Origin of the sequence: Streptomyces sp. NPDC058469, assembly GCF_042721125.1 — a bacterium.
Lineage (GTDB): Bacteria > Actinomycetota > Actinomycetes > Streptomycetales > Streptomycetaceae > Streptomyces.
The window spans coordinates 1-23,600 of sequence record NZ_JBHXME010000171.1 but is presented as its reverse complement, the minus strand read 5'-3'; the positions used below and the strand labels follow the sequence as shown (position 1 = coordinate 23,600).

Here is a 23,600-nt window from a genome sequence, read left to right as displayed (position 1 = left end):
CCGGCTACGACTACGACGGCGCGCCCGTACTCGTGGAGCTGTATCGATATGCGGCTCCGCCGCGTGGGCGCGACCAGCCCCCACCGGGCCCGCAGACGAAAGACCCCCCAACCGGCCCGCAGACGAAAGAACCCCCCGACGTCCGTAGACTGGCCCATGTGACTGACAGCGACCCGTTCGACGAGATCATCGAGGCCGAGACCGACCGCGACCCCGACCTCGCGGTAATCGAGGCCGGCAGCCGCACCCTCCGCACCCAGGGCACCGGCGGGCCGCAGGCCGACGTACCCGGCCGCCCTGAAGACCCCCGGCTGGACAAGGCCCTGCGCGACGTAGAAGCCGAGCTGGCCACCCGCTGGGGCGAGACCAAGCTGGAGCCGTCGGTCAGCCGTATCGCCGCGCTGATGGACGTCCTGGGAGACCCGCAGCGGTCGTACCCCTCGATCCACATCACCGGGACGAACGGAAAGACGTCCACGGCCCGCATGATCGAGGCGCTGCTCGGCGCCTTCGAGCTGCGGACCGGCCGGTACACCTCCCCGCACGTCCAGTCGATCACCGAGCGCATCAGCCTCGACGGCGCCCCGATCTCCGCCGAGCGGTTCATCGAGACGTACGAGGACATCAAGCCGTACATCGAGATGGTCGACGCACAGCAGGAGTTCCGGCTGTCGTTCTTCGAGGTGCTCACGGGCATGGCGTACGCCGCGTTCGCGGACGCGCCCGTCGATGTCGCCGTCGTGGAGGTGGGGATGGGCGGCAGTTGGGACGCCACCAACGTCATCGACGCCGATGTCGCCGTGGTCACCCCCATCGATCTCGACCACACCGACCGGCTCGGTGAGACGACCGGGGAGATCGCCACGGAGAAGGCCGGCATCGTCAAGCAGGACGCGACCGTGATCCTGGCGCAGCAGCCGGTGGACGCGGCGCAGGTGCTGCTGAAGAAGGCCGTCGAAGTGGACGCGACCGTGGCCCGGGAGGGTCTGGAGTTCGGGGTGGTGTCCCGGAACGTCGCCGTCGGCGGGCAGTTGATCAACCTGCGCGGCCTCGGTGGCGAGTACGAGGAGATCTACCTCCCGCTGCACGGGCCGTACCAGGCGCACAACGCAGCCGTGGCGCTCGCCGCCGTGGAAGCGTTCTTCGGTGTGGGGGCGCAGCGGCCCGATCCGCTCGCGATCGACACCGTGCGGAAGGCCTTCGCGTCCGTCACCTCGCCGGGTCGGCTGGAGGTCGTGCGGCGGTCGCCGACCGTTGTGCTGGACGCGGCGCACAACCCGGCGGGCGCCCGTGCGACCGCCGAGGCCGTGGCCGAGGCCTTCGACTTCAGTCGGCTGATCGGGGTGGTGGGGGCCAGCGGTGACAAGAACGTCCGCGGGCTGCTCGAAGCCTTCGAGCCGATGTTCGCCGAGGTCGTCGTCACGCAGAACTCCAGTCACCGTGCGATGGACGTGGACGAGCTGGCCGGGATCGCCGTCGAGGTGTTCGGCGACGAGCGCGTGCAGGTCGAACCGCGGCTGCCCGACGCCCTGGAGGCCGCGATCACGCTGGCCGAGGAGGACGGCGAGTTCGCGGGCGGCGGTGTGCTCGTCACCGGTTCCGTCATCACCGTGGGTGAGGCCCGACTGCTCCTGGGGAGGGGCTGACTTTCCGTGCGTACGCTCTGTTCTTCGACGCTGATCGGTGAGTTCTTCGTGATCGGCTTCGCCGGTCTGGTCGCCATGAAGGACCCGGATCTGACCACCGCCACGGTGTGGACGGTCAGTGGGATCGCGATGTTCCTGTCCGTCGCGCTGTGCGGCGTGGTGACCCGGCCGGCCGGCATCGCGCTGGGCTGGGCACTGCAGATCGCGCTGATCGCGTCGGGCCTCGTCGTGCCGTCCATGTTCTTCCTCGGGGCGATCTTCGCGGCCCTGTGGTGGGCCTCGGTCCACTATGGCCGGAAGATCGACGAGGCGAAGGCGCGGTTCGCCGCGCAGGCCGACTCCCCTACACCTGACGCTGCGTAATGGACGCATGGACACGCCCTGTAACCTCGGGCTTGTCGTGAGACGTCCCGCACCGTCATGATCCGAAGGAGTCCCCTCGTGACCCAGCGCACCCTCGTCCTGCTCAAGCCCGACGCCGTACGTCGTGGCCTGACCGGCGAGATCATCAGCCGGATCGAGCGCAAGGCCGGCTGGCAGATCACCGCGCTGGAGCTGCGCACCCTGGACCAGGACACCCTGGAGCAGCACTACGGCGAGCACAAGGGCAAGGTCTTCTACGAGCCGCTGGTGGAGTTCATGGCCTCCGGTCCGGTGCTCGCGCTGATCGTCGAGGGCGAGCGGGTCATCGAGGGCGTACGCCAGTTGGCCGGTCCGACCGACCCGATCGCCGCCGCGCCCGGCTCCATCCGGGGCGACTTCGGTGTCATCGTGCGGGAGAACCTGATCCACGCCTCGGACTCCGAGGAGTCCGCCGAGCGCGAGGTGAAGATCTTCTTCCCCGGGCACGTCTGAATCTCCATCAGTAACCCACATGCCTGACCAGGGACGGCCGCGATTTTCCGGCCGTCTCTTGGCATATGCGTGCCGATCGGGGGAACGAGTGCCCCCGTTGGACCGTCTCCACAAGCGAGGCGGCACATCACATGCTGACAATGGCGAAGACCCTCGCGCAGTGTTCGTGCAGGCGCGTCTACGATGGAAGCCTTCACGTCACAGCACCCACTTCGCCGACCTTAAAAGCCCTCAAAAGCTCCCGGGAAGGCCAGACGAATCCTGATGGGGAACTCAATGTCGTTCATCGGCCGTGACATGGCTGTCGACCTCGGGACCGCCAACACGCTGGTGTACGTCAGGGGTCGCGGAATCGTACTCAACGAGCCGTCGGTCGTCGCGATCAACACCAACACCGGTGGCATCCTCGCGGTCGGCTCCGAAGCCAAGAAGATGATCGGGCGGACACCGGGCAACATCGTTGCCGTGCGTCCGCTGAGGGACGGTGTCATCGCCGACTTCGAGATCACCGAGCGCATGCTCCGCTACTTCATTCTGAAGATCCACAAGCGGCGCTATCTGGCCCGTCCCCGTGTCGTCGTCTGTGTGCCCTCGGGCATCACGGGCGTCGAGCGCCGTGCCGTCATCGAGGCGTCGTCCCAGGCCGGGGCGCGCCAGGTGCACATCATCGAGGAGCCCATGGCCGCGGCCATCGGCTCCGGCCTGCCGGTCCACGAGGCCACGGGCAACATGGTGGTGGACATCGGCGGCGGCACCACGGAGGTCGCGGTCATCTCGCTCGGTGGCATCGTCACCGCCCAGTCCATCCGCGTCGCGGGCGACGAGCTGGACAACGCGATCATCCAGCACATCAAGAAGGAGTACTCGCTCCTTCTCGGTGAGCGGAGTGCAGAGCAGATCAAGATCACGATCGGTTCCGCGTACGACCTCGAAGACGACCAGCACACCGAAATCCGCGGCAGGGACCTGGTGTCCGGGCTGCCCAAGACCGTCGTCATCTCCGCCGCCGAAGTCCGCAAGGCCATCGAAGAACCGGTCAACGCGATCATCGACGCCGTGAAGACGACCCTCGACAAGTGCCCGCCGGAGCTGTCCGGCGACATCATGGACCGCGGAATCGTTCTGACCGGCGGCGGAGCCCTGCTGCGCGGTCTCGACGAGCGGCTGCGCCGCGAGACGGGCATGCCGATCCACATCGCCGAGGACCCGCTGGACAGCGTGGCGCTCGGCGCCGGCAAGTGCGTCGAGGAGTTCGAGGCGCTCCAGCAGGTTCTGGACGCCCAGCCGCGCAGATGACGTAACGCTTCGATTCCGCCGTACGGGATGATCTCCTCTCGTGCGGCGGATCGTTGATATGGAGGCATAGGCTCCGTCATAAGCCTCCGCACATCAGCCTTTTCACATCACACACATCAACACCCGCACATTCCTATGAGGAAGGCACGGCCGCCGCACGTGAGGGACACACGAGAGAGCCGGCTGCTCCTGGTGCTGCTGATCGCCGTAGCGTTCGCGTTGATCACGGTGGACATCCGAGGAGGGCAGGACTCACCCGTCGACGGTGCCCGCCGGGCCGCGGCCACCGTGTTCGGCCCGATCGAGAACGGCGTGTCGTCCGCCGTCAATCCGGTCGGGGACGCGGTCGCCGCGGTCCGCGACTCCGGTGAGCGGCACGACCGGCTCGCCGTCCTGGAGAAGGAGAACGCGGCCCTCAAGGCGAAGCTCGGCAGCGACGACCGCAACCGCAGCCGCCTGACCCAGCTCGACACGATGCTGAAGGTGGCCGGCGAGGGCCAGTACGGCATCAAGGGCGCCCAGGTCATCGCGATAGGAGCCGCCCAGAGCTTCTCCTGGACGATCACCATCGACGTCGGCGCCAACGACGGCATCAAGCGCGACATGACCGTGCTGAACGGCAACGGGCTGGTGGGCCGCGTGACGACCGTCGGCCCGGACGCCTCCACCGTCCTCCTCGCCAACGACCCCGACTTCACCGTCGGCACCCGGATGGAGGGCAGCGACGAACTCGGCTTCGCCTCCGGCGAGGGCGACGGCCCGCTGCGCGTCGAACTCCTCAACGGCAAAGCGGAGGTGCAGAAGGGCGACCGCCTCGTCACCTTCGGCTCGCAGGGCGACAAGCCGTTCGTGCCCGGTGTCCCGGTCGGTGTCGTCTCCCGCGTCGATCCCTCCGGCGGCGGCCTGACCCGCACGCTGTACGTCACGCCGTACGTCAACTTCACCAAGCTCGACATCGTCGGCGTGGTCGTGGAGGCCCCGAAGAAGGACCCGCGTGACACGGTCCTGCCGGCGAAGTCCAAGCCGACCCCGACCCCGACGGTGACCGTCACGGTCACCCCGTCCGCGAGCGCCCCGGCCGTCGGCCAGTAACAGCAGTAGGAGCCCATCCCCATGCGTGTCAACCGGATCCTCCTCTCCGCGCCGCTGGTCGTCGTCGCCCTCGTGATCCAGGTGAGCGTCCTCGCCCGCCTCCACCTCCCGGGCGCCGTCCCCGACCTGCTGCTCCTCACGGTCCTCGGCCTCGCCATGGTCTACGGCCATGTCGCGGGCGCCTTCATCGGCTTCGGCGCGGGCCTCCTCGCCGACCTGGCCCCGCCCGCCGACCACGCGGCCGGCCGGTACGCCCTCGTCCTGTGCGTCATCGGCTACCTCGCGGGCCTCGCGAAACCGGAGAACGGCCGCCTCAAGTCGGCGACCGGCCCGATGGCCGTCGTGGTCGCCGCCGCGATCGGCGCCACCCTGCTCTACGCCGGTGTCGGCGCCCTCGTCGGCGACACCGCCGCCCGCCATGTGGGCCTGGGCAGTCTGCTGTTCACGGCCTCCCTGTACGACCTGCTGCTCGCCCCGTTCGTCGTCCCCGGGGTCATGGCACTGGCCCGGCGCACCGACAACGACCCGCTCGCGGAGACCAACGCCGCCAAGTCGGCCGACATCTCCTCGGGCTGGCTCTCCTCCGGCACCGGCCTGAAGATCGGCGGCCAGCGCGGCGGCCTGCGGATGAAGACCGCACGCGCGCGCGTGGCCCGTGCGGGACGTATCAAGGGGGTCAAGAGGCTTTGATCACCGGGGAGTTGGCGCACGGTCGCACAGGTCCGTCGTATATGACTCATACACGCATCGTGTACACGCACTGAGAGGGGGAGGCAGCACCACATGACCAACATCCCGGAGACCGGTCGGACTCCACGGGTTCAGATCAGGCTCGTCGTCATCCAGATTCTCGTCCTCTCCCTCCTCGGCACCCTCGGCGGGCGCCTCTGGTACCTCCAGATCCGTGAGGGCGCCGCGTACCAGAAGGAAGCGTCCGGCAACCACGTCCAGCAGGTCGTCGAGCCCGCGGTGCGCGGTTCGATACTGGACGCGCGCGGCGTGCCCCTCGCCGACAACGAGACCCGGCTCGTGGTCTCCGCCTCCCGTACCGACCTGCTGAAGCAGGTGGACGACGGCAAGGCCGTCCTCACCAAGCTGGCCGGTGTGCTGGGCCTGAAGCCCGCGGACGTCATCCAGAAGGTCCGGCTGTGTGACGCGAAGACCCCGCAGCCCTGCTGGAACGGCTCGCCCTACCAGCCCATCCCGATCACCGACGAGGCCACCGCCAAGCAGGCCCTGCAGATCCGCGAGCGTGCCGAGGACTTCCCCGGCATCACCGCCGAGCCCGAGGCCGTACGGCGTTACGCGGCCCCCGGCGACGCCAACGCGGCCCAGGTCCTCGGCTATCTCTCGCCGGTCACCGACAGCGAGATCACCCAGGCCAAGGACTCCGACTCGCCGTATCTGCGCTCCGACCAGGTCGGCCGCTCCGGCCTGGAGCGCGAGTACGACAAGGAGCTGCGCGGCAAGGCCGGCGTCACCCGCTACGAGGTCGACAACCTCGGCCGCGTGATCGGCAAGGCCAACTCCGATGCGGCCGAGCCCGGTTCGAACCTCGTCACCAGCATCGACTCCCGCGTGCAGCGTGTCGCCGAGTACCAGCTCGACAAGGCGATGAAGACCGCCCGCCAGCAGTTCGACAAGATCACCGGCGAGAACTACAAGGCCGACTCCGGTGCCGTGGTCGTGATGGAGGCCAAGACCGGCCGGATCGTCGCCATGGCCTCGGCGCCGACGTACGACCCGAACGTCTGGGTCGGCGGCATCTCCGCCAAGGACTACAAGCAGCTCACCGGCAAGAACTCCGACTACCCGCTGCTGAACCGTGCCATACAGGGTCAGTCGGCGCCCGGTTCGACGTTCAAGGTGGTCTCCACGGCCGCCGCGGTCGAGGCCGGCTACCAGTGGGACGGCGGCTACCCCTGCACGAGTTCGTACTCGGTGGGCGGCCAGGTCTTCAAGAACTTCGAGGGCGAGAACTTCGGTCCCATCTCGCTGGGCCGCGCGCTGGAGGTCTCCTGCGACACCGTCTTCTACGGTCTCGCCGACGCCCAGTGGAAGAAGGACGGCGGCATCAACCCGAAGAAGGGTGAGCCGAAGGACTACTTCTACAAGGCGGCCCACCAGTTCGGCCTCGGCAAGACGACGGGCGTCGACCTCCCCAACGAGGTCACCGGCCGCGTCCCGGACCGCAAGTGGAAGCAGCAGACCTACGAGGCCAACAAGGCCTACTGGTGCAAGACCGGCAAGAAGGGCGGCACGTACGTCCAGCAGATCGCGTACGAGAACTGCCTCGAAGGCAACAAGATGCGCGAGGGCGACTCGATCAACTACTCCATCGGCCAGGGCGACACACTCGTCACGCCGATCCAGGAGGCCATGATCTACGGCGCGCTCGCCAACGGCGGCACCGAATACGTCCCGACCATCGGCAAGGCGATCGTCAGCGCCGACGGCAAGACGGTCCAGGAGATCAAGCCCCAGGTGAAGGCCAAGCTGCCGATCAGCGCGGCCACGCACAAGGGCATCGACAAGGCCCTCGCGGGCGTGGTCACCAGCGGTACCGCGGCCTGGAAGTTCCAGGGTTGGCCGCAGGACAAGATCACGCTGCACGCCAAGACGGGTACGGCGGAGGTCTACGGCAAGCAGACCACCTCCTGGTTCGCCACGTACACCAAGGACTACACGGTCGTCATGACGATCGCGCAGGCCGGTACGGGTTCCGGCGCCTCCGGTGAGGCCGTGCGCAACATCTACAACGCGATGTACGGCGTCCAGGCCGACGGCTCCATCGACAAGAAGAAGGCGATGCTGCCCACGCCGCAGACGAGCCTGCCGAAGGTCCGCGCCGACGGCACGATCGCCTCCCCGAAGATCACCGCCGACCCGGCCAAGGAGCTGGAGAAGCAGCAGAAGGCGACCGAGGGGGGCGTCACCGCGGCCGACGAGTCGCAGCCGCCGGCCACCTCGCCCTCACCGTCCACCAACAGCAACACCCGTAGGCGTCCGCGCAGAAGGGGTAGCCGGAGGATGCTCACATGACCGGCAACAGCTTCTCCGTCTCCGGATACGGGCCCGACCGGGCCGGCTGGACACGGGTCTTCGCCCGTGACTCGCTGGCCCGCCGGCTGGACTGGCCGATACTGCTGTCGGCGATCGGCCTGTCGCTGATCGGCTCGCTCCTCGTCTTCTCGGCGACCCGCAACCGCACCGAGATCAACCAGGGCGACCAGTACTACTTCCTGATCCGGCACCTGATGAACACCGGCATCGGCATCGCCCTGATGATCGGCGTGATCTGGCTCGGCCACCGCACCCTGCGCGTCGTCGTCCCGTTCCTGTACGGCGCCTCGGTGTTCGGCATCCTCCTGGTGCTCACCCCGCTCGGCTCCACGGTCAACGGCGCGCACTCCTGGATCGTGCTCGGCGGCGGCTTCTCGCTCCAGCCCTCGGAGTTCGTGAAGATCACGATCATCCTGGGCATGGCGATGGTGCTCGCCGCGCGGGTCGACGCGGGCGACAAGCCCTACCCCGACCACCGCACGGTCCTGCAGGCCCTGGGCCTGGCCTCGGTCCCGATGATGATCGTCATGCTGATGCCCGACCTCGGGTCCGTCATGGTCATGGTCATCATCGTGCTCGGCGTCCTGCTGGCCTCCGGCGCCCCCAACCGCTGGATCTTCGGCCTGCTCGGCGCGGGCACCCTGGGCGCGATCGCCGTCTGGCAGCTGCACATCCTGGACGAGTACCAGATCGCCCGCTTCGCCGCCTTCGCCAACCCGAGCCTCGACCCGGCCGGCGTCGGCTACAACACCAACCAGGCCCGCATCGCGATCGGCTCCGGCGGTCTCACCGGCGAGGGCCTCTTCCACGGCTCCCAGACGACGGGCCAGTTCGTCCCCGAACAGCAGACAGACTTCGTCTTCACGGTCGCGGGCGAGGAGTTGGGCTTCGTCGGCGCGGGCCTGATCCTCGTCCTCCTGGGCGTGGTGCTGTGGCGCGCCTGCCGCATCGCCCGCGACTCGACCGAGCTCTACGGCACGGTCGTCGCCGCCGGAATCGTCGCCTGGTTCGCCTTCCAGGCCTTCGAGAACGTCGGCATGACCCTCGGCATCATGCCGGTCACCGGCCTGCCACTGCCCTTCGTGTCGTACGGCGGTACGTCGATGTTCGCGGTGTGGCTGGCGGTGGGGTTGCTGCAGTCGATCCGGGTCCAGCGCCCCATGTCCGCCTAGACCTTGTTTTCGCTCGGTCGTCACTGCCGTATTTGCCTGAGTTTCCCGGGGGTTCATTTGGGACGCCCTCTGTCATCCCGGCTGGTCGGCAACTAGATTCAGGTCATGGCGGACACAAAGCGCGAAATCGAGCGTAAGTACGAGTCCGACGAGAGTGGTCTGCCCGACCTGACCGGCGTCGCCGGCGTCGAGGCCGTCATCGACAAGGGCGTCGCGAACCTGGACGCCGTGTACTACGACACGGCCGACGAGCGCCTCGCCGCCGCCTCGCTGACCCTGCGCCGCCGTACCGGCGGTTCCGACGCGGGCTGGCACCTGAAGGTGCCGGTCGCGCCGGGTGTCCGCGACGAGATCCGGGAACCGCTCTCCGACACCGTGCCGCGCACCCTCGCCGGGCTGGTCCGCTCCCGCGTGCGCGAGGCCGAGCTGCTGCCCGTCGTCCGCCTGCGCTCCGACCGCGACGTACGGCATCTCGTGGACGCCGAGGGCAAGCTCCTCGCCGAGGTCAGCGTGGACGCCGTGCACGCGGAACGCCTCACCGAGGGCGGCGGCACCGCCCAGTGGACCGAGATCGAGGTCGAACTCGCCGACGACGGCGACCCGGCGTTCCTCGACAAGGTCGAGAAACGGTTGCGCAAGGCGGGCGTACGACCGTCGTCGTCGGCGTCGAAGCTGGCGCGGGCGCTGGCGGAGACGCGCCCGTCGGGGAAGAACTCGGGAAAGAAGAAGGGCAAGGCTTCCGCGCCGGCCCCGCAGGACCCGGTCACGGCCGGCGACCACGTCCTCGCGTACGTCCGCGCCCAGCGCGACGCGATCCTCGAACTCGACCCCGCCGTACGGCAGGACGCGTACGACTCCGTGCACCGCATGCGGGTCGCCACCCGCCGTATGCGCAGCACCTTCCGCTCGTACGGCAAGGTCCTCGACCGCACGGTCACCGACCCGGTCGGCGAGGAACTGAAGTGGCTGGCGGGCGAGTTGGGCGTGGACCGCGACCGGGAAGTCATGACCGAGCGCCTCACGACAGTCCTCGGCGAACTGCCCCGCACTCTGATCTCCGGCCCGATCCGCACCCGACTGCGCACCTGGGCCAACGCCCGGCGCGGCGGATCGCGTCGCCGGCTGATCGGCGTCCTGGACTGCAAGCGGTATCTCGCCCTGCTCGACACCCTGGACGCGCTGGTCGCCGAACCGCCCCTGCTGGCGGACGCGGCCGGCAAGCCGGAGAAGGTGATCGGCAAGGCCGTACGCAAGGACTTCGGAAAGGTCTCCGCGCTCGTCGAGGAGGCGATCGAGGCTCCGCCCGGCGCGGACCGAGACCTCGCCCTGCACGAGGCCCGCAAGAAGGCCAAGCGCACCCGGTACGCGGCGGAGGCGGCGACCCCGGCCCTCGGCACCCCGGCCCGCGCGCTGGCCAAGTCCATGAAGTCGCTGACCAGCCAGCTCGGCGAGCACCAGGACAGCGTGATGGTCCGCGTGACCCTGCGGGAGCTGTCCGCGGTGGCGCACGCGGCAGGGGAGAGCTCGTTCACGTACGGGGTGCTGTACGGGCGCGAGGAGCAGCGGGCGGCGGGGGTGGAGGCGGCGTTGCCGGAGGCGTGGAAGGCGATCGTGGCGGAGGAGTCCGTCTGAGCGGGCGGGGATGCCCTGAGGGGCGCGGCGTACGGGCGAGGTCCATGAGGGGAGCACGGCGTACGGGCGTGGCCGGACCGGTGAAGGGTTGAGGCGTACGGGTGAGGTCCGGGATCGCGTTAGTCTGGATGGTCACCCGTCCGTTCAGTCCCGCTCACGAAGGTTCGCGAGATGCCTGCCGAAGTCGCTGCGGCCGCAGAGTCCGTGTTTCCGCAGCTCGAAGCCCTGCTCCCGCATGTGCAGAAGCCGATCCAGTACGTCGGTGGCGAGCTCAACTCCACGGTCAAGCCGTGGGAGTCGTGCGATGTCCGCTGGGCGCTGATGTACCCGGACGCGTACGAGGTCGGCCTGCCCAACCAGGGCGTCATGATCCTCTACGAGGTCCTGAACGAGCAGGAGGGCGTCCTCGCCGAGCGCACGTACAGCGTGTGGCCGGACCTGGAGGCGCTGATGCGGGAGCACAAGGTCCCGCAGTTCACGGTCGACAGCCACCGCCCGGTGGGCGCGTTCGACGTGTTCGGGCTGAGCTTCTCCACCGAACTCGGCTACACGAACATGCTCACGGCCCTGGACCTGGCGGGCATCCCGCTGGAGTCGAAGGACCGGACGCTCGACGACCCGATCGTGCTGGCCGGCGGCCACGCGGCCTTCAACCCCGAGCCGATCGCGGACTTCATCGACGCGGTGATCATCGGCGACGGCGAACAGGCCGTACTCGACATGACGAAGATCATCCGTGGCTGGAAGGCGGAGGGCCGCCCCGGCGGTCGCGAGGAGGTCCTCTTCCGCCTGGCGAAGACGGGTTCGGTGTACATCCCGGCCTTCTACGACGTGGAGTACCTGCCGGACGCCCGTATCGCGCGGGTCGTACCGAACAAGAGCGGTGTCCCGTGGCGGGTGTCCAAGCACACGGTGATGGACCTGGACGAGTGGCCGTATCCCAAGCAGCCGTTGGTCCCTCTCGCCGAGACGGTCCATGAGCGGATGTCCGTCGAGATCTTCCGCGGCTGCACGCGCGGCTGCCGTTTCTGCCAGGCGGGCATGATCACGCGCCCGGTGCGCGAGCGGTCGATCACGGGCATCGGCGAGATGGTCGAGAAGGGCCTCAAGGCAACGGGCTTCGAGGAGGTCGGCCTGCTGTCGCTCTCCTCGGCGGACCACTCGGAGATCGGCGAGATCGCGAAGGGCCTGGCGGACCGCTACACGGAGGACAAGGTCGGCCTGTCCCTCCCGTCCACCCGCGTGGACGCGTTCAACGTGGACCTGGCGAACGAGCTGACGAGGAACGGCCGGCGCTCGGGCCTCACCTTCGCGCCGGAGGGCGGCTCTGAGCGCCTGCGCAAGGTCATCAACAAGATGGTCTCGGAAGAGGACCTGATCCGCACGGTCTCGACGGCGTACGGCAACGGCTGGCGCCAGGTGAAGCTGTACTTCATGTGCGGCCTCCCGACGGAGACCGACGAGGACGTCCTGCAGATCGCCGACATGGCGATGAAGGTGATCGCCGAGGGCCGCAAGGTCTCCGGCCAGAACGACATCCGCTGCACGGTCTCGATCGGCGGCTTCGTCCCCAAGCCCCACACCCCCTTCCAGTGGGCCCCGCAGCTCTCGGCCGAGGAGACGGACGCCCGCCTCACCAAGCTCCGCGACAAGATCCGCGGCGACAAGAAGTACGGCCGCTCGATCGGCTTCCGCTACCACGACGGCAAACCGGGCATCGTAGAGGGCCTGTTGTCCCGCGGCGACCGCCGCATCGGCGCGGTCATCCGCGCGGTCTACGAGGACGGCGGCCGCTTCGACGGCTGGCGCGAGCACTTCTCCTACGACCGCTGGATGCGCTGCGCCGAGAAGACGCTGCCCGCCTTCGGCGTCGACGTCGACTGGTACACCACCCGCGAGAAGACGTACGAGGAGGTCCTGCCCTGGGACCACCTGGACTCGGGGCTGGACAAGGACTGGCTCTGGGAGGACTGGCAGGACGCCCTCGACGAGACAGAGGTCGAGGACTGCCGGTGGACGCCCTGCTTCGACTGTGGGGTGTGTCCGCAGATGGATACCTCCATTCAAATCGGTCCCACGGGCAAGAAGTTGCTCCCGCTGACGGTGAAGCAGCCTGCGGGGAGTGGGCACGCGCACTGAGGTGAGCGGCGGGGACGTGGGCGAAGTGGCAGCTCTTCAGCCGGAGTTCGGGCCGTAGGCCGCGGCGATGTCCTTGGGTCCCGCCCACCGGCTGTAGGTGGGTGACTGCGGCCAGCCGGCGGGGGAGTCCTGCCATTCCTCCTGGCGTCCGTACGGCAGGACGTCGATCAGGGCGAAGCTGTGGCTGAGTTGCTCGGTGCCCCGGCCGTCGGTGTGCCAGGTGCGGTAGACGGTGTCGCCGTCGCGCAGGAACACGTTGACCGCGAATCCTCCGTCGGGCGGTGCACCGACATCGGCGCCGAACGAGCTGTTCGCGGTCGAGTACCACGGCATCCGGTTGCCGACCCGCTCCTTGTAGGCGAGCGCCTCGTCGATCGGGCCCTGGGTGACGATGACGAACCGGGCGTCGTAGCTGTCCAGGAACTCCAGGCGCGTGTACTGAGAGGTGAACCCGGTGCAGCCCGGGCACTGCCATTCCTTCCCGGCGAACCACATGTGGTTGTAGACGATCAGCTGCCGCTTGCCTTCGAAGACGTCCGCCAGACGGACGGGGCCGTCCGCGCTGTCGAGGGTGTACTCCGGCATCTCGACCATCGGCAGGCGACGCCGCTCGGCGGCGATGGCGTCGAGCTCCCGGGTCGCGGCCTTTTCGCGGGCGCGGAGGGAGGCGAGCTGGTTCTCCCAGGTCGTGGTGTCAACGACGGGCGGCAGTGCGTCGGCGGTCATGGTGTCCCTCGCAGAGCTTGTGGGCGTGGCTGTCCCTTGTACGGGGGTAGACCTCGCCCGGCTCCGGAACTCATCGGTCAGTCGGAAGTCAGCCACACACCGACCCCCGCCAGCGTCCCCTCCCCGGAGTCCGATTCCACGTCGCGCGCCAGGTCGGCGATCGTGACGGACCGTAGGGCGTCGCGGCGGGCCGACTCCGCGGCGGCCATGGTGCGGGCGATCGCGCACGGGGTGGTGCAGGAGTCGGGCGGGGTGGCCATGGGGCCGCGTTGGCGGATCTCCGTGCAGACGAAGGCCGGGTCGGGGCCGTCGATCGCCTCGACGACGTCGAGGACCGTGATCGATGCCGGGGAGCGGGTCAGGACGTAGCCGCCCGACTTGCCCTGTACGGATCGGACCAGGCCGGAGCGGGAGAGGGCCTGGAGCTGTTTGGCGAGGTAGGTCGGTGACACGTCGTGGAACTGGGCCAGGCGTGCGGCCGGGACCGGGGCCTCCGTCGAGGTCAGGACAACGCAGCAGTGCAGGGCCCACTCGACTCCGCCGGACATCTTCACTCACTCATTTTACCCAGACTCCGATTGACTCGGACATCTCTTGTCCGGGTATTATCTCGGATAAGAAGTGTCCGGGTTTGGTCTTGGGGTGCCGTCGCGACCGCGCGACGGTACATATCGGACATCGGTCATCTATGGAAGGCGTAGGCCATGAAGATCGCAGTCATCGGCGGAACCGGGCTGATCGGGTCGCAGGTCGTGAAGAACCTGAACGCGGCCGGGTATCAAGCCGTGCCGCACTCGCAGTCCACCGGCGTGGACATCATCAGTGGTGAGGGGCTGGAGGCGGCCGTCGCGGGCGCCGACGTCGTCGTCAATCTGACGAACTCGCCGACCTTCGACGACGCCTCGATCGGGTTCTTCCAGGCGTCGATGGACAACCTGCTCGCCGCGAGCGAGAAGGGCGGGGTCGGGCACTTCGTCATCCTGTCCATCGTCGGCGTGGACCAGGTCCCCGGGTTGGACTACTACCGGGCGAAGGTTCTGCAGGAGGACCTCCTCAAGGGCGGGGCGGTCCCGTACTCCATCGTCCGTGCCACGCAGTTCATGGAGTTCATGGACGCGACCCTCGCCATGACCACCGACGGCGACACCGTCCGGCTGCCGCGTACGCCGATCCAGCCGATCGCCGCCGCGGAGGTCGCCGGTGTCGTCGCCGAAGTCGCCGCGGGCGGCCCGCTGAACGGCGTCCTCAACATCGCCGGCCCGGACGTCTACCCCCTCGACGAACTCGGCCGGCTCACCCTGACCGCCAAGGGCAGCGCGGGTTCCGTGGTCACCGACGACACCGCCGGCATGTTCGCCGTCGCCCCCGGTGACGTCCTCACCGCCCCGGACGACGCCCGCATCACCGCCACCCACTACACGGACTGGCTCGCCTGAGTCGGCCCACCGGGCGTCAACTCACCTACAGCCGGGGCGACTTCGGGGGCCCCGGCTGTGCCCATGCCGACGGCGGGCCTGCTCACCGCCTCGCCGCGTGCACGGAACCCAGCCGAGCCAGCGACGCCGCGTCCTCCGTGTCCGGCTCCGCCGTGCCGACCAGCAGGCACTGGCCGGGAGCGCTCTGGACGTCGAACGTCTGGTACGTGAGCGTGATGCGGCCCACGTCCGGATGGTTGAAGGTCTTGGACTGGAGGCCGGGGCGGCTGACGCTGTGGTGCTGCCACAGGGCCGCGAACTCCTCGCTTCCGCTGAGGAGTTCGGCGATCAGCGAGCCGAGCTCGCGGTCGTCCTGGTCGTGTCCCGTGGCCAGTCGCAAGGCCTCGGCGGAGCAGCGCGCGACGTGCTGCCAGTCGGCGAAGAGGTCCCTGGCGGCGGGGTCGAGGAAGAGCGAGCGGACCATTCGGCGGCGGTCGCCCAGGGGTGCCAGGAGCGCGTCGGCCAGCGCGTTCGACGCCAGGACCTCCAGGCGCCGGTTGATGACGTACGCCGCCGCCGTCGGGAACGCGTGCATCAGCTGGAGCAGCGCCGGGTCCACCTCGTCGGACGGCTCGGCGGGGACGGGCCTCGGGACCAGGCCGGCCAGGCGGTACGCGTGCCAGCGGGCGTCCGTGTCGAGGCGCAGGGCGCGGGCGATGGCGTCGACCACCTGGCCGGAGGGGCTGCGCTCGCGGCCCTGCTCCAGCCGGGCGTAGTAGTCGGCGCTGACCCCGGCCAGCACGGCGACCTCCTCACGCCGCAGCCCGGCCACCCGGCGCGCCCCGGAACTGGGAAAACCCACCTCCGCCGGCGTCAGCCGGGACCGCCGCGCGCGCAAAAAATCACCGAGCGCGTAACCGTCCGTACCGTCCATTCCAAAAGCCTACGGCGTTCCCGCTTCCACGCTTCCGCTTCCTAGGAGTGGCGCACCCCGGAAGCCTCGTCCTGCCTTGTCGGACCGATCCCGCCGATGCTCGGAAGGCACGGAAAAACACGGAAGCACGGAAGCACGGAAGACGCGGTGGATCACCGCCACGCGATCGGCTTTCTCCGGCTTTCATCGGCTTTCTCGAAGGGCTCCTCATGACCGCCTCCACCCCGTCCACCGCCACCGTCCAGTCCACCTCGCCTACCGGCAAGGCCGTCCTGATCACCGGCGCGAGCAGCGGTATCGGCGAGGCCACGGCCCGGCTGCTGGCCGCGGCGGGGCACCGGGTGTTTCTCGGCGCCCGACGCGGCGACCGCCTCGCCACCGTCGCCAAGGACATCCGGGCGGACGGGGGCACGGCCGACCACCGCGAGCTGGACGTGACGGACCTGGAGAGCGTGCGGGACTTCGTCCGGGCCGCGCGGGAGTCGTACGGCCGTGTCGACGTGCTCGTCAACAACGCGGGTGTGATGCCCCTGGCGATGCTGGAGGCCCTGAAGGTCGACGAGTGGAACCGCATGATCGACGTGAACATCCGCGGTGTGCTGCACGGCATCGCCGCGGTGTTGCCCGTCATGCGCGAGCAGGGCGCGGGGCACATCGTGAACGTCGCCTCCGTCGCCGGGCACCGCGTCGATCCCACCGCTGCCGTCTACTGCGCCACCAAGTTCGCCGTCCGCGCCATCTCCGAAGGGCTACGGCAGGAGAGCCGCGACCTGCGCGTCACCGTGGTCAGCCCCGGCCTCACCCGTAGCGAACTGACCGACGGCATCAGTGACTTGGGCATGCGCGCGGTCGCCGAGGACATGATGGGCATCGCGATCCCCGCGACGGCGATCGGCGAGGCGATCGTCTACGCCGTCAACCAGCCCGCGGACGTCGACGTCAACGAGATCGTCATCAGGCCTGCGGCGCAGGGCTGAAGTCCCGCCGGGGTCAGGGAAGTTGGCTCCGGGTCGGCGAAGGCGAAGCCGAAGCCGACGGCGGTGGGTAACTCGGGTGCAGCGATGAGGAGAGCGGCGCCAGTGAGGCGCACAACGACGTGGGGAACGCGGGCTCCGCGCGCTGGACGGTCCCGCAGCCACCGGCCGCGCTCGCCGTGATCGCTGCCCAACCGGCGGGCTTCGCACGGAAGAACCAGCGGTCGCCCAGCCGGGACGAGCAGCCGGACGGGGACGCGGTCGTGTCGCCGCAGACCGGGCCCGTACGCCAGGAGAAGTCGAGGACCAGCCACTTGCCGTCGCAGCGTTCCGAGTTGAGGTAGGTGTGCTCGGGGGCGTCGGCCGCGAGCAGTGCCTGGTCGTAGGAGGCGCTGGTGCAGCCGGTGGCCGGCGGGTGGCAGCCGAGTTGTCCGCACAGCCGCAGCGCGGGCAACTTGGCGCCGTCGGTGGTGAATTGGATGTCGTGGTCGACGATCAGTTTCTGGTTGCCCAAGGGCTCGGGCAGCCGGAGTCGCGTCGAGGCCGTACGTTCCCCGGTGCAACCGGAGCGCCTGTCCCCCGAGGGGGAGGAGCAGGTGATCTGGACCCACAGGGTGTTGTTCTCGGAGTCGGTGAGCGCGGCCTTGAGCGCCCGCACGCACGGGTTCCTGCCGTCGGGTACCCGGGCGGTCAGGGTCAACGTGCGCTGGTCGCCGACCAGTTGGGCCGCGGCGACCGCGGAGGGCTGCACCGTGGTCCAGGGGAGCGACTCGGTCGGCGTCGCTTCGTTCGCGTCGCCCGCGACCTGTGTCCCGCAGGCGCCGAGAAGCAGTACGGCTGCCATGGTGCAGAGGGCGGCTACCACGGCCGCCCCGCGTGTTCTGACTGGTCCCACGAACGCTCAATCCCCCCGGATCGCACCGACGTCGACTCCGGCCCATGAAGGACGGACGTCAAGTACGGGCCTCAAGTGCGGGCCTCAAGTACGGCCATCAATATAGGGAGTTCAGTGCGCGGCGACCCAGTCCGCCACCGTCGACACCTCCGCCTGCATCGGGAACACCTTCTCCGTGAGGACGCGATGGACCTCCGGGTCGTTGTCGAGGCAGCCGTCGGACAGGACGGTGAGGGTGAAGTCCAGGTCGGCGGCCTGGCGGAGGGTGGACAGGACGACGCCGCTGGTGGCGATGCCGGTCAGGACCAGGTGATCGATGTCGTTCGCCCGCAGGACCATGTCGAGGTCGCTGCCCGCGAACGCGCTGACGCGGCGCTTGGTGACGAGGATGTCGCCGGGGCCGGGGGCCACGTCCGGGTGAATCTCGTTGGCCTGGGCGGCGGCCGACGTGGGGGCGCCCGCGAGCCTGCCGAACAGCTTGTTGCGGGGGCTGATCTCCGGGGCGCCGGGGCGGAATCCGACGGTCACGTAGATCACGCGGACGCCGTTCGCGCGGGCCGCGTCGATCGCCTCACGCAGGCGCGGCAGATAGGCCGGGTCGGGGTAACGGTCCACGATCATGCGCTGGACGTCCATGACGAGGAGGGCTTGCTCGGACACCGCGGTCCTTTCGTACGGGGGAGGCGGAGGCGGAAGCGGGGGAAGGCCGGGCTAAGTCATCAGGTGATTACTTGCTTAACGTAACCATGCCCTGTAGTCATGTCAACGAGTGATTACTTGAGCTGGCCGAGGGTGGCCGAGGGTGGCCGAGGTGATGGAGGGAGGCCGCCGGTGGTGACGGGCGAGGCGAGTGACCCGGGTGATTCGAATGAGGTCGGCGGACCCCGACGGCGGGACGCGGCGGCGACCAGGCAGGCGCTGCTGGAGGCCGCGAGCAGCCGGTTCACCCGGCTCGGGTACGACCGCACGACGCTGCGGGACGTCGCCGCCGACGTCGGGGTCAACCTGGCGCTCATCAAGCGGTACTTCGACTCGAAGGAAGGGCTGTTCAAGGCGGCCCTTGCCTCAACTCCCCGTTTCCTGGGCCGGGATGAGGAATTCCCTTCGGACCGGGCCGGTCTCGCCGAGGCGCTCAGTCACCAACTGTCCGCCGGTGCCTGGCCGGAGTTCGGCGAACACCCCGTACTGCTGCTGCTGCGCGACTCCGGCGACGAGCGCGTGGACGCCCTGCGCCGCAAGGCCCTGGACGAGTTCAGCCGCCAGATCCTCGAAGCGTCCGGCGAGGGCCCGGCGGGGGAGGACGACGAACGCCTGCTGCGCGCGGAACTCCTCGTCGCGCTGGGCGTCGGTGTCGCCGTCGTACGGTCCGCCGTAGGTCTGCGCCCTCTGCGTGACGCGACCGCCGCCCAACTGGCCGCGCCCTTGCGGGAGATCGTCGACGCGCTCCTGGCGCCCCCTGCCGACGAAGGCTGAACTCCCGCACAATGCACGGGTGGACGACATCACGATCCGCCCCGCCGAACCCGCCGAACTGGACGTCGTCGCGGGGCTCCGGTGGCGCTGGGTTCTCGAGAGCGGACACCAACCCGTCACCACCCGCGAGGAGTTCGTCCGGCACTTCGTCGACTGGGCGGCGGAGAACGGGAGTTCACACCGGTGCATGGTCGTCGTACGGGACGGCGTGATCATCGGGATGGCGTGGCCGGCCGTGGTCCCGCGGGTGCCGAGTCCGCGTGCCCTGCGGCGGGCCACCGGTGATCCGCAGTGCGTGTGCGTGATCCCCGGCGAGCGCGACGGCGGCGTCGGCGGACGGCTCGTGGAGGCGGTACTGGCCCGTGCCCGGGACCTCGGCCTGGAACGCGTCACCGTCCACTCCTCGCCCCGGGCGATCCCCGCGTACGCCCGACGCGGCTTCGCCTCCTCGCCCCGCCTCCTGCACACCCACGTCGGCCGCACCGACCCCTACCCTTGACCGATGCCTGAACTGATCCTGCCCGACGCCCGGTTGCGGGTGTCCTTCCTGGACGCCGTGTACGAGCACATCGTCGAGGACGATTTCTTCGGTGGCACCCTCGCGCGTGAACTGCGGGAGCACGGCAGCACCTGGCGGCAGCCGGCGGGGTTCGCGCGGTACGTCGAGGCGGTGCGTGAGGAGGAGTCGGAGGACGGGCGACGGCCCGAGGGATTCGTGCCGAACACCTGGTACTGGTACGTGGACGGCGACACCTACCTCGGCCGGATCCAGATACGGCACCGCCTCACCCCGTACCTCCTCGACTACGGCGGCCACATCGGGTACGGCGTCCGGCCGGGCGCCCGTCGCCGCGGGCACGCGACCGCGATGCTCCGCGACGTCCTGCCGTACGCTCAGGCGCTCGGCCTGGACCCGGTCCTCGTGACCTGTGATTCCACCAACATCGCGTCCCGCAAGGTGATCGAGGCCGGTGGCGGGGAGTTCGAGGACGAACGGGACGGAAAACTGCGGTACTGGATCCGGACGGGGAGCTGAGGCGTCTTGCCCGGTATGGACGCCCCCAGGAAATTCGAGAAGCCGCCCTCCGCGCGGCCGTCGCCGCAGTCGCCCGAGGGGTGTCTCGCCGTCGCGATCCGCGTCCCGGTGCGGATCGTCGTGCTCGTGCTGGTCGTGCCGGTGCGGCTGGTGTGGGACGCGCTGGTGGCCGGCGGGCGGTTCCTGTACCGGACCGTGCTGCGGCCGGTGGCGCGCGCGGTGTTCGTGTGGCCGTGGGTGGCGCTGTGGCGCTACGTCGTCGTGCCGCTCGCCAAGGCGCTCGGCCGGCTCACCAACGTGCTTGTCCTTGTACCCCTCGTCTGGCTGTACCGGTATCTGCTCACCCCGGTCGGGCACGGTCTCGCCTGGGTCGCTCGCGGGGTCGGGGACGGGCTGGCGTGGGTGTACGCGCGCGTGCTCACTCCCGTCGGGCACGCGTGCGCGTGGGTGGTGACAGGGGTCGCCGCCCTGGTGGGCCGGCTCGGGCGGTATCTGCTCGTCGTGCCCGCCGGGTGGCTGTACGCGTGGGTCCTCGCGCCGGTCGGGCGCGCGATCGCCTGGTGCGGGCGGGGGCTTCTGTGGCTCGTGAGAGCGGTCGGTACCGGGATCGGTGTCGTCCTGTACTGGACGGCCCGGATTCTGCTCGTGCTGCCCGCGATCGGCCTCTGGCGCTGGGTCCTGACACCGGTCGGGCGCGTGCTCGCCGTCGTCGGGCGGGAGGTCTGGGACGCCCTCGGCCATGCCTGGCGGATCGCGGGGCACATCTCGCTCGCCGTGGGGCGGGTCCTCGGGACCCTCTTCCGGTGGATCTTCGTGGAGCCGGTGAGTTGGGTGTACCGGACGATCCTCACCCCGGTCGGACACGTCGTACGGGACCTGGTGCTGCGGCCCGCCGCCGAGGCAGCGCGCGGTGTGGGACGGGTCACCCGGCAGGTGCTGGCCGCCGCGCGCGAGTCCGCCCGGCAGGCCCGTGCCGACTTCCGGCGGATGGTTTTCGGCGAGCCGCGACAGCCGGAGCCGGTGGAGCGACGGGAACCGATGGACGACGAGACACGTACTCTTGGTAGGAGTACGACCGTTCTCACGAAGGACTAGGACACTGGGCAAGCGACAGCCCGAAGGCCCGCCGCCCGCACCCGCAGTGCAGCGCATCCGACTGCGCTACACCAAGCGCGGCCGCCTCCGGTTCACCAGCCACCGTGACTTCCAGCGCGCCTTCGAGCGTGCGTTGCGCCGCGCCGAGGTGCCGATGGCGTACTCGGCGGGGTTCACGCCGCATCCGAAGGTGTCGTACGCCAATGCCGCACCCACCGGCACGGGCAGTGAGGCGGAATACCTGGAGATCGCGCTCACCGCCGAGCGCGACCCCGACAAGCTGCGCGAGCTGCTCGACGAGTCGATGCCCGTCGGGCTCGACATCATCGACGCGGTCGAGGCCCGGACCTCCGGGCTCGCCGACCGGCTCACGGCTTCCGTGTGGGAGCTGCGGCTCGACGGGGTGGCGCCCGAGGAAGCCGAACGCGCGGTGGCCGCGTTCAACGCGGCCGAGAGCGTGGAGGTCCAGCGCATGGCCAAGAACGGCATGCGTACGTTCGACGCCCGACCCGCCGTAGCGCATCTTGAGACGCTCGGTCCACAGGCTGATAGGCCTACCGACCAGGCCTGTGCGATACTGCGGCTGGTTGTTCGGCACGTGACGCCTGCCGTTCGACCCGACGACGTCCTGTCCGGTCTTCGCGCCGTGGCCGACCTGGCGCCGCCGGTCGCCGCAGCGGTGACCAGGCTGGCGCAGGGGCTGTTCGATGAAGAGACCGGCACGGTGACCGACCCGCTCGCGCCCGACCGCGAGGCAGTAGTGACCGGGAATGCCACGGTCGCCGAAGCTGCCGCCGCGAAGGCGCCGGCGTAGGGAAGGTTCCGCGTAGGGACCGATGTCGTAGCGCCGCCCTCGGACTCGGGAGCCACCTGGGTCGGGCAGCGCACCGACCACAAGACTTTCGCCAGGCCGTCCGCATCTGGGCGTACGGAACCGGCGAGACAGGACACAGAGAGCTCCCGTGCGGCGCCCGCGCCCCGGACGGCGGCACCGCGCAACGCGCGAGCCGCGGACGTCACCGGCATTCATGCCGGACCAGGCGCGGCGCCCGGGAGCCTGACGGGAGAAACGCCCGCATGCTCGAACCGACCGAACCCACCGAGGGTTCCGAACTGAACACCCCGAGCGACACGCTGCCGCCGCGCCGTAGGCGCCGCGCCGCGTCTCGCCCAGCGGGACCGCCGACCGCCGCCGAGGGCGCGGTCGAAAACAGTGCTCCGGCCATACCGGCCGAGGTGAGCGACGAGAAGCAGGACGAGAGCGTCGAGGTCACCGAGCCCGTTGAGGCCGATGTGACCGAGGTGGCTGTCGAGGCTCCTGCTGCCGTAGCGGCGCCTGCAGAGGAAGAGGCCGCGCCTGCCGGGCGTACGCGGCGTCGTGCAACCCGGCGGGTGTCCACGCCTGCCGGTGCGCCCGAGGCGAGCGAGGTGCCCGAGGCGGCCGAGATCGTGGTGCCGGCCGTTGCCGCCGCCGCGCCTGCCGCCGTGGAGGAGGCCGCGCCGCCCGCCGTGTCCGATGACGAGGATGCCGCTCCGCGCCGCAGCCGTCGTCGTGCCACGCGCCGGGTGACCGCGCCCGAGACCGTTGCCCCTGCTGCCGTGGCTGAGCCGGCCGAGGCTCCCGCTGCCGTAGAGGCGGCTGTGGAGCCCGTGGAGGAAGAGGCCGCGCCCGCCGGGCGTCCGCGTCGGCGTGCCACTCGGCGTGCCTCCGCGCCCGCCGGTGCGCCGCAGGCCGGCGAGACCGCTGAGGTCGTCGAGGCCGCCGAGAGCGCTGAAGCCACCGCAGTGACCGAAGAAGTGACCGAAGGCTCCGCGGCTGCCGCGTCCGATGAGGATGCCGCTCCGCGTCGGAGCCGTCGTCGCGCCACGCGCCGTGTGTCCGCGCCTGCCGGGACGCCCGTGGGCGAGGAGGCCCCTGTGAACGAAGAGACCGCCGCGGACACCGCGGAGACGAAGGCCGCCGCCGAGAGCACCGAGCCGGTCGAGGACTCCGGGCCGCGACGTCGGCGCCGGGCCGTGCGGACCGCCGCCGGAGGGTTCTCCGCGCCCGCGCCCAAGAGCGGGAACGCCGCCCCGCGGAGGATCCGTGGAAATCATGCAAATCGATGAGCATGTCGCCCACATGAACCTCACGAGTGTGGCGCAGGGCATCCAGGG

23 protein-coding genes are annotated in these 23,600 nt (G+C 69.8%); 18 read left to right on the top strand and 5 right to left on the bottom strand.

Annotation, left to right across the window (positions count from 1 at the left end; genetic code table 11):
* Window positions 1–158 precede the first annotated feature (158 nt).
* The 10 genes from ACFWP5_RS43735 to ACFWP5_RS43690 all read left to right on the top strand — a co-directional run bounded on the left by ACFWP5_RS43735 (window position 159) and on the right by ACFWP5_RS43690 (window position 12,895).
* Window positions 159–1,646: a bifunctional folylpolyglutamate synthase/dihydrofolate synthase gene (locus tag ACFWP5_RS43735; protein WP_384170301.1), complete on the top strand. Its 1,488-nt coding sequence runs from the start codon at window positions 159–161 to the stop codon at window positions 1,644–1,646.
* Between the two features lie 6 nt (window positions 1,647–1,652).
* On the top strand, window positions 1,653–2,009 hold the full coding sequence (locus tag ACFWP5_RS43730) for a DUF4233 domain-containing protein (protein WP_384170298.1): 357 nt from the start codon (window positions 1,653–1,655) through the stop codon (window positions 2,007–2,009).
* Between the two features lie 78 nt (window positions 2,010–2,087).
* Window positions 2,088–2,501, top strand: a complete 414-nt coding sequence (ndk, locus tag ACFWP5_RS43725; RefSeq protein ID WP_384170296.1) for a nucleoside-diphosphate kinase — start codon at window positions 2,088–2,090, stop codon at window positions 2,499–2,501.
* Window positions 2,502–2,777: 276 nt separating this feature from the next.
* Window positions 2,778–3,797: a rod shape-determining protein gene (locus tag ACFWP5_RS43720; protein ID WP_384170294.1), complete on the top strand. Its 1,020-nt coding sequence runs from the start codon at window positions 2,778–2,780 to the stop codon at window positions 3,795–3,797.
* A 159-nt stretch (window positions 3,798–3,956) separates the two neighbouring features.
* On the top strand, window positions 3,957–4,889 hold the full coding sequence (gene mreC / locus ACFWP5_RS43715) for a rod shape-determining protein MreC (RefSeq protein WP_384170292.1): 933 nt from the start codon (window positions 3,957–3,959) through the stop codon (window positions 4,887–4,889).
* A 21-nt stretch (window positions 4,890–4,910) separates the two neighbouring features.
* Window positions 4,911–5,579: a rod shape-determining protein MreD gene (mreD, locus tag ACFWP5_RS43710; RefSeq protein WP_384170290.1), complete on the top strand. Its 669-nt coding sequence runs from the start codon at window positions 4,911–4,913 to the stop codon at window positions 5,577–5,579.
* A gap of 93 nt (window positions 5,580–5,672) precedes the next feature.
* Window positions 5,673–7,931 carry a penicillin-binding protein 2 gene (mrdA, locus tag ACFWP5_RS43705; RefSeq protein WP_384170288.1) on the top strand — a complete coding sequence of 753 codons (2,259 nt, stop codon included), beginning with the start codon at window positions 5,673–5,675 and terminating at the stop codon, window positions 7,929–7,931.
* Window positions 7,928–9,124 (top strand): rod shape-determining protein RodA, encoded by a 1,197-nt coding sequence (gene rodA, locus ACFWP5_RS43700; protein WP_384170286.1) that lies wholly within the window; start codon window positions 7,928–7,930, stop codon window positions 9,122–9,124. The genes mrdA and rodA overlap by 4 nt, the downstream gene beginning before the upstream one ends.
* Window positions 9,125–9,229: 105 nt before the next feature.
* Complete coding sequence (locus tag ACFWP5_RS43695; RefSeq protein WP_384170285.1) at window positions 9,230–10,756, top strand: CHAD domain-containing protein; 1,527 nt, start codon at window positions 9,230–9,232, stop codon at window positions 10,754–10,756.
* Between the two features lie 171 nt (window positions 10,757–10,927).
* Window positions 10,928–12,895, top strand: a complete 1,968-nt coding sequence (locus ACFWP5_RS43690; protein WP_384170283.1) for a TIGR03960 family B12-binding radical SAM protein — start codon at window positions 10,928–10,930, stop codon at window positions 12,893–12,895.
* Window positions 12,896–12,931: 36 nt separating this feature from the next.
* Here the strand turns inward: ACFWP5_RS43690 and ACFWP5_RS43685 are convergent, their stop codons facing one another.
* The gene (locus ACFWP5_RS43685) at window positions 12,932–13,621 is read right to left on the bottom strand and encodes a DUF899 domain-containing protein (RefSeq protein ID WP_384170281.1); all 690 of its coding nucleotides are present in this window, start codon (window positions 13,619–13,621) and stop codon (window positions 12,932–12,934) included.
* Window positions 13,622–13,698: 77 nt separating this feature from the next.
* On the bottom strand, window positions 13,699–14,169 hold the full coding sequence (locus ACFWP5_RS43680; RefSeq protein ID WP_384170304.1) for an RrF2 family transcriptional regulator: 471 nt from the start codon (window positions 14,167–14,169) through the stop codon (window positions 13,699–13,701).
* Between the two features lie 156 nt (window positions 14,170–14,325).
* Between ACFWP5_RS43680 and ACFWP5_RS43675 the strand changes: the two genes are divergently transcribed.
* Window positions 14,326–15,057: an SDR family oxidoreductase gene (locus ACFWP5_RS43675; protein ID WP_384170279.1), complete on the top strand. Its 732-nt coding sequence runs from the start codon at window positions 14,326–14,328 to the stop codon at window positions 15,055–15,057.
* Window positions 15,058–15,139: 82 nt separating this feature from the next.
* On the opposite strand, the gene ACFWP5_RS43670 is transcribed toward ACFWP5_RS43675, so the two are convergent.
* Window positions 15,140–15,970: a helix-turn-helix domain-containing protein gene (locus ACFWP5_RS43670; protein ID WP_384170277.1), complete on the bottom strand. Its 831-nt coding sequence runs from the start codon at window positions 15,968–15,970 to the stop codon at window positions 15,140–15,142.
* 209 nt (window positions 15,971–16,179) lie between these two features.
* Here ACFWP5_RS43670 and ACFWP5_RS43665 point away from each other — a divergent pair, with 209 nt between their 5' ends.
* A complete protein-coding gene (locus tag ACFWP5_RS43665; protein ID WP_384170275.1) occupies window positions 16,180–16,947 on the top strand; it encodes an SDR family oxidoreductase in 768 nt (255 codons plus the stop codon).
* Between the two features lie 13 nt (window positions 16,948–16,960).
* Here the strand turns inward: ACFWP5_RS43665 and ACFWP5_RS43660 are convergent, their stop codons facing one another.
* Together ACFWP5_RS43660 and ACFWP5_RS43655 are read right to left on the bottom strand one after the other, a co-directional pair.
* Complete coding sequence (locus ACFWP5_RS43660) at window positions 16,961–17,788, bottom strand: hypothetical protein (protein ID WP_384170273.1); 828 nt, start codon at window positions 17,786–17,788, stop codon at window positions 16,961–16,963.
* Window positions 17,789–17,950: 162 nt separating this feature from the next.
* The gene (locus ACFWP5_RS43655; RefSeq protein WP_384170271.1) at window positions 17,951–18,499 is read right to left on the bottom strand and encodes a cysteine hydrolase family protein; all 549 of its coding nucleotides are present in this window, start codon (window positions 18,497–18,499) and stop codon (window positions 17,951–17,953) included.
* A gap of 171 nt (window positions 18,500–18,670) precedes the next feature.
* Between ACFWP5_RS43655 and ACFWP5_RS43650 the strand changes: the two genes are divergently transcribed.
* The 6 genes from ACFWP5_RS43650 to ACFWP5_RS43625 all read left to right on the top strand — a co-directional run bounded on the left by ACFWP5_RS43650 (window position 18,671) and on the right by ACFWP5_RS43625 (window position 23,552).
* Complete coding sequence (locus tag ACFWP5_RS43650) at window positions 18,671–19,312, top strand: TetR/AcrR family transcriptional regulator (protein ID WP_384170269.1); 642 nt, start codon at window positions 18,671–18,673, stop codon at window positions 19,310–19,312.
* A gap of 19 nt (window positions 19,313–19,331) precedes the next feature.
* Window positions 19,332–19,811 (top strand): GNAT family N-acetyltransferase, encoded by a 480-nt coding sequence (locus tag ACFWP5_RS43645; protein WP_384170267.1) that lies wholly within the window; start codon window positions 19,332–19,334, stop codon window positions 19,809–19,811.
* Between the two features lie 3 nt (window positions 19,812–19,814).
* Window positions 19,815–20,348, top strand: a complete 534-nt coding sequence (locus ACFWP5_RS43640; protein WP_384170264.1) for a GNAT family N-acetyltransferase — start codon at window positions 19,815–19,817, stop codon at window positions 20,346–20,348.
* Window positions 20,349–20,363: 15 nt separating this feature from the next.
* Complete coding sequence (locus ACFWP5_RS43635) at window positions 20,364–21,443, top strand: hypothetical protein (protein WP_384170302.1); 1,080 nt, start codon at window positions 20,364–20,366, stop codon at window positions 21,441–21,443.
* A gap of 46 nt (window positions 21,444–21,489) precedes the next feature.
* On the top strand, window positions 21,490–22,257 hold the full coding sequence (locus tag ACFWP5_RS43630; RefSeq protein ID WP_384170262.1) for a TIGR03936 family radical SAM-associated protein: 768 nt from the start codon (window positions 21,490–21,492) through the stop codon (window positions 22,255–22,257).
* A 263-nt stretch (window positions 22,258–22,520) separates the two neighbouring features.
* The gene (locus ACFWP5_RS43625; RefSeq protein ID WP_384170259.1) at window positions 22,521–23,552 is read left to right on the top strand and encodes a hypothetical protein; all 1,032 of its coding nucleotides are present in this window, start codon (window positions 22,521–22,523) and stop codon (window positions 23,550–23,552) included.
* Window positions 23,553–23,600: the final 48 nt, after the last annotated feature.

What these genes read in the sequence shown, in the direction of transcription:
- ACFWP5_RS43720 (WP_384170294.1), top strand. Translation starts at nt 2,778, where the DNA reads ATGTCGTTCATCGGCCGTGACATGGCTGTCGACCTCGGGACCGCCAAC.
- mreD (WP_384170290.1), top strand. Translation starts at nt 4,911, where the DNA reads ATGCGTGTCAACCGGATCCTCCTCTCCGCGCCGCTGGTCGTCGTCGCC.
- mrdA (WP_384170288.1), top strand. Translation starts at nt 5,673, where the DNA reads ATGACCAACATCCCGGAGACCGGTCGGACTCCACGGGTTCAGATCAGG.
- rodA (WP_384170286.1), top strand. Translation starts at nt 7,928, where the DNA reads ATGACCGGCAACAGCTTCTCCGTCTCCGGATACGGGCCCGACCGGGCC.
- ACFWP5_RS43695 (WP_384170285.1), top strand. Translation starts at nt 9,230, where the DNA reads ATGGCGGACACAAAGCGCGAAATCGAGCGTAAGTACGAGTCCGACGAG.
- ACFWP5_RS43690 (WP_384170283.1), top strand. Translation starts at nt 10,928, where the DNA reads ATGCCTGCCGAAGTCGCTGCGGCCGCAGAGTCCGTGTTTCCGCAGCTC.
- ACFWP5_RS43685 (WP_384170281.1), bottom strand. Translation starts at nt 13,621, where the DNA reads ATGACCGCCGACGCACTGCCGCCCGTCGTTGACACCACGACCTGGGAG.
- ACFWP5_RS43680 (WP_384170304.1), bottom strand. Translation starts at nt 14,169, where the DNA reads ATGTCCGGCGGAGTCGAGTGGGCCCTGCACTGCTGCGTTGTCCTGACC.
- ACFWP5_RS43675 (WP_384170279.1), top strand. Translation starts at nt 14,326, where the DNA reads ATGAAGATCGCAGTCATCGGCGGAACCGGGCTGATCGGGTCGCAGGTC.
- ACFWP5_RS43670 (WP_384170277.1), bottom strand. Translation starts at nt 15,970, where the DNA reads ATGGACGGTACGGACGGTTACGCGCTCGGTGATTTTTTGCGCGCGCGG.
- ACFWP5_RS43665 (WP_384170275.1), top strand. Translation starts at nt 16,180, where the DNA reads ATGACCGCCTCCACCCCGTCCACCGCCACCGTCCAGTCCACCTCGCCT.
- ACFWP5_RS43660 (WP_384170273.1), bottom strand. Translation starts at nt 17,788, where the DNA reads ATGGCAGCCGTACTGCTTCTCGGCGCCTGCGGGACACAGGTCGCGGGC.
- ACFWP5_RS43640 (WP_384170264.1), top strand. Translation starts at nt 19,815, where the DNA reads ATGCCTGAACTGATCCTGCCCGACGCCCGGTTGCGGGTGTCCTTCCTG.
- ACFWP5_RS43635 (WP_384170302.1), top strand. Translation starts at nt 20,364, where the DNA reads ATGGACGCCCCCAGGAAATTCGAGAAGCCGCCCTCCGCGCGGCCGTCG.
- ACFWP5_RS43625 (WP_384170259.1), top strand. Translation starts at nt 22,521, where the DNA reads ATGCTCGAACCGACCGAACCCACCGAGGGTTCCGAACTGAACACCCCG.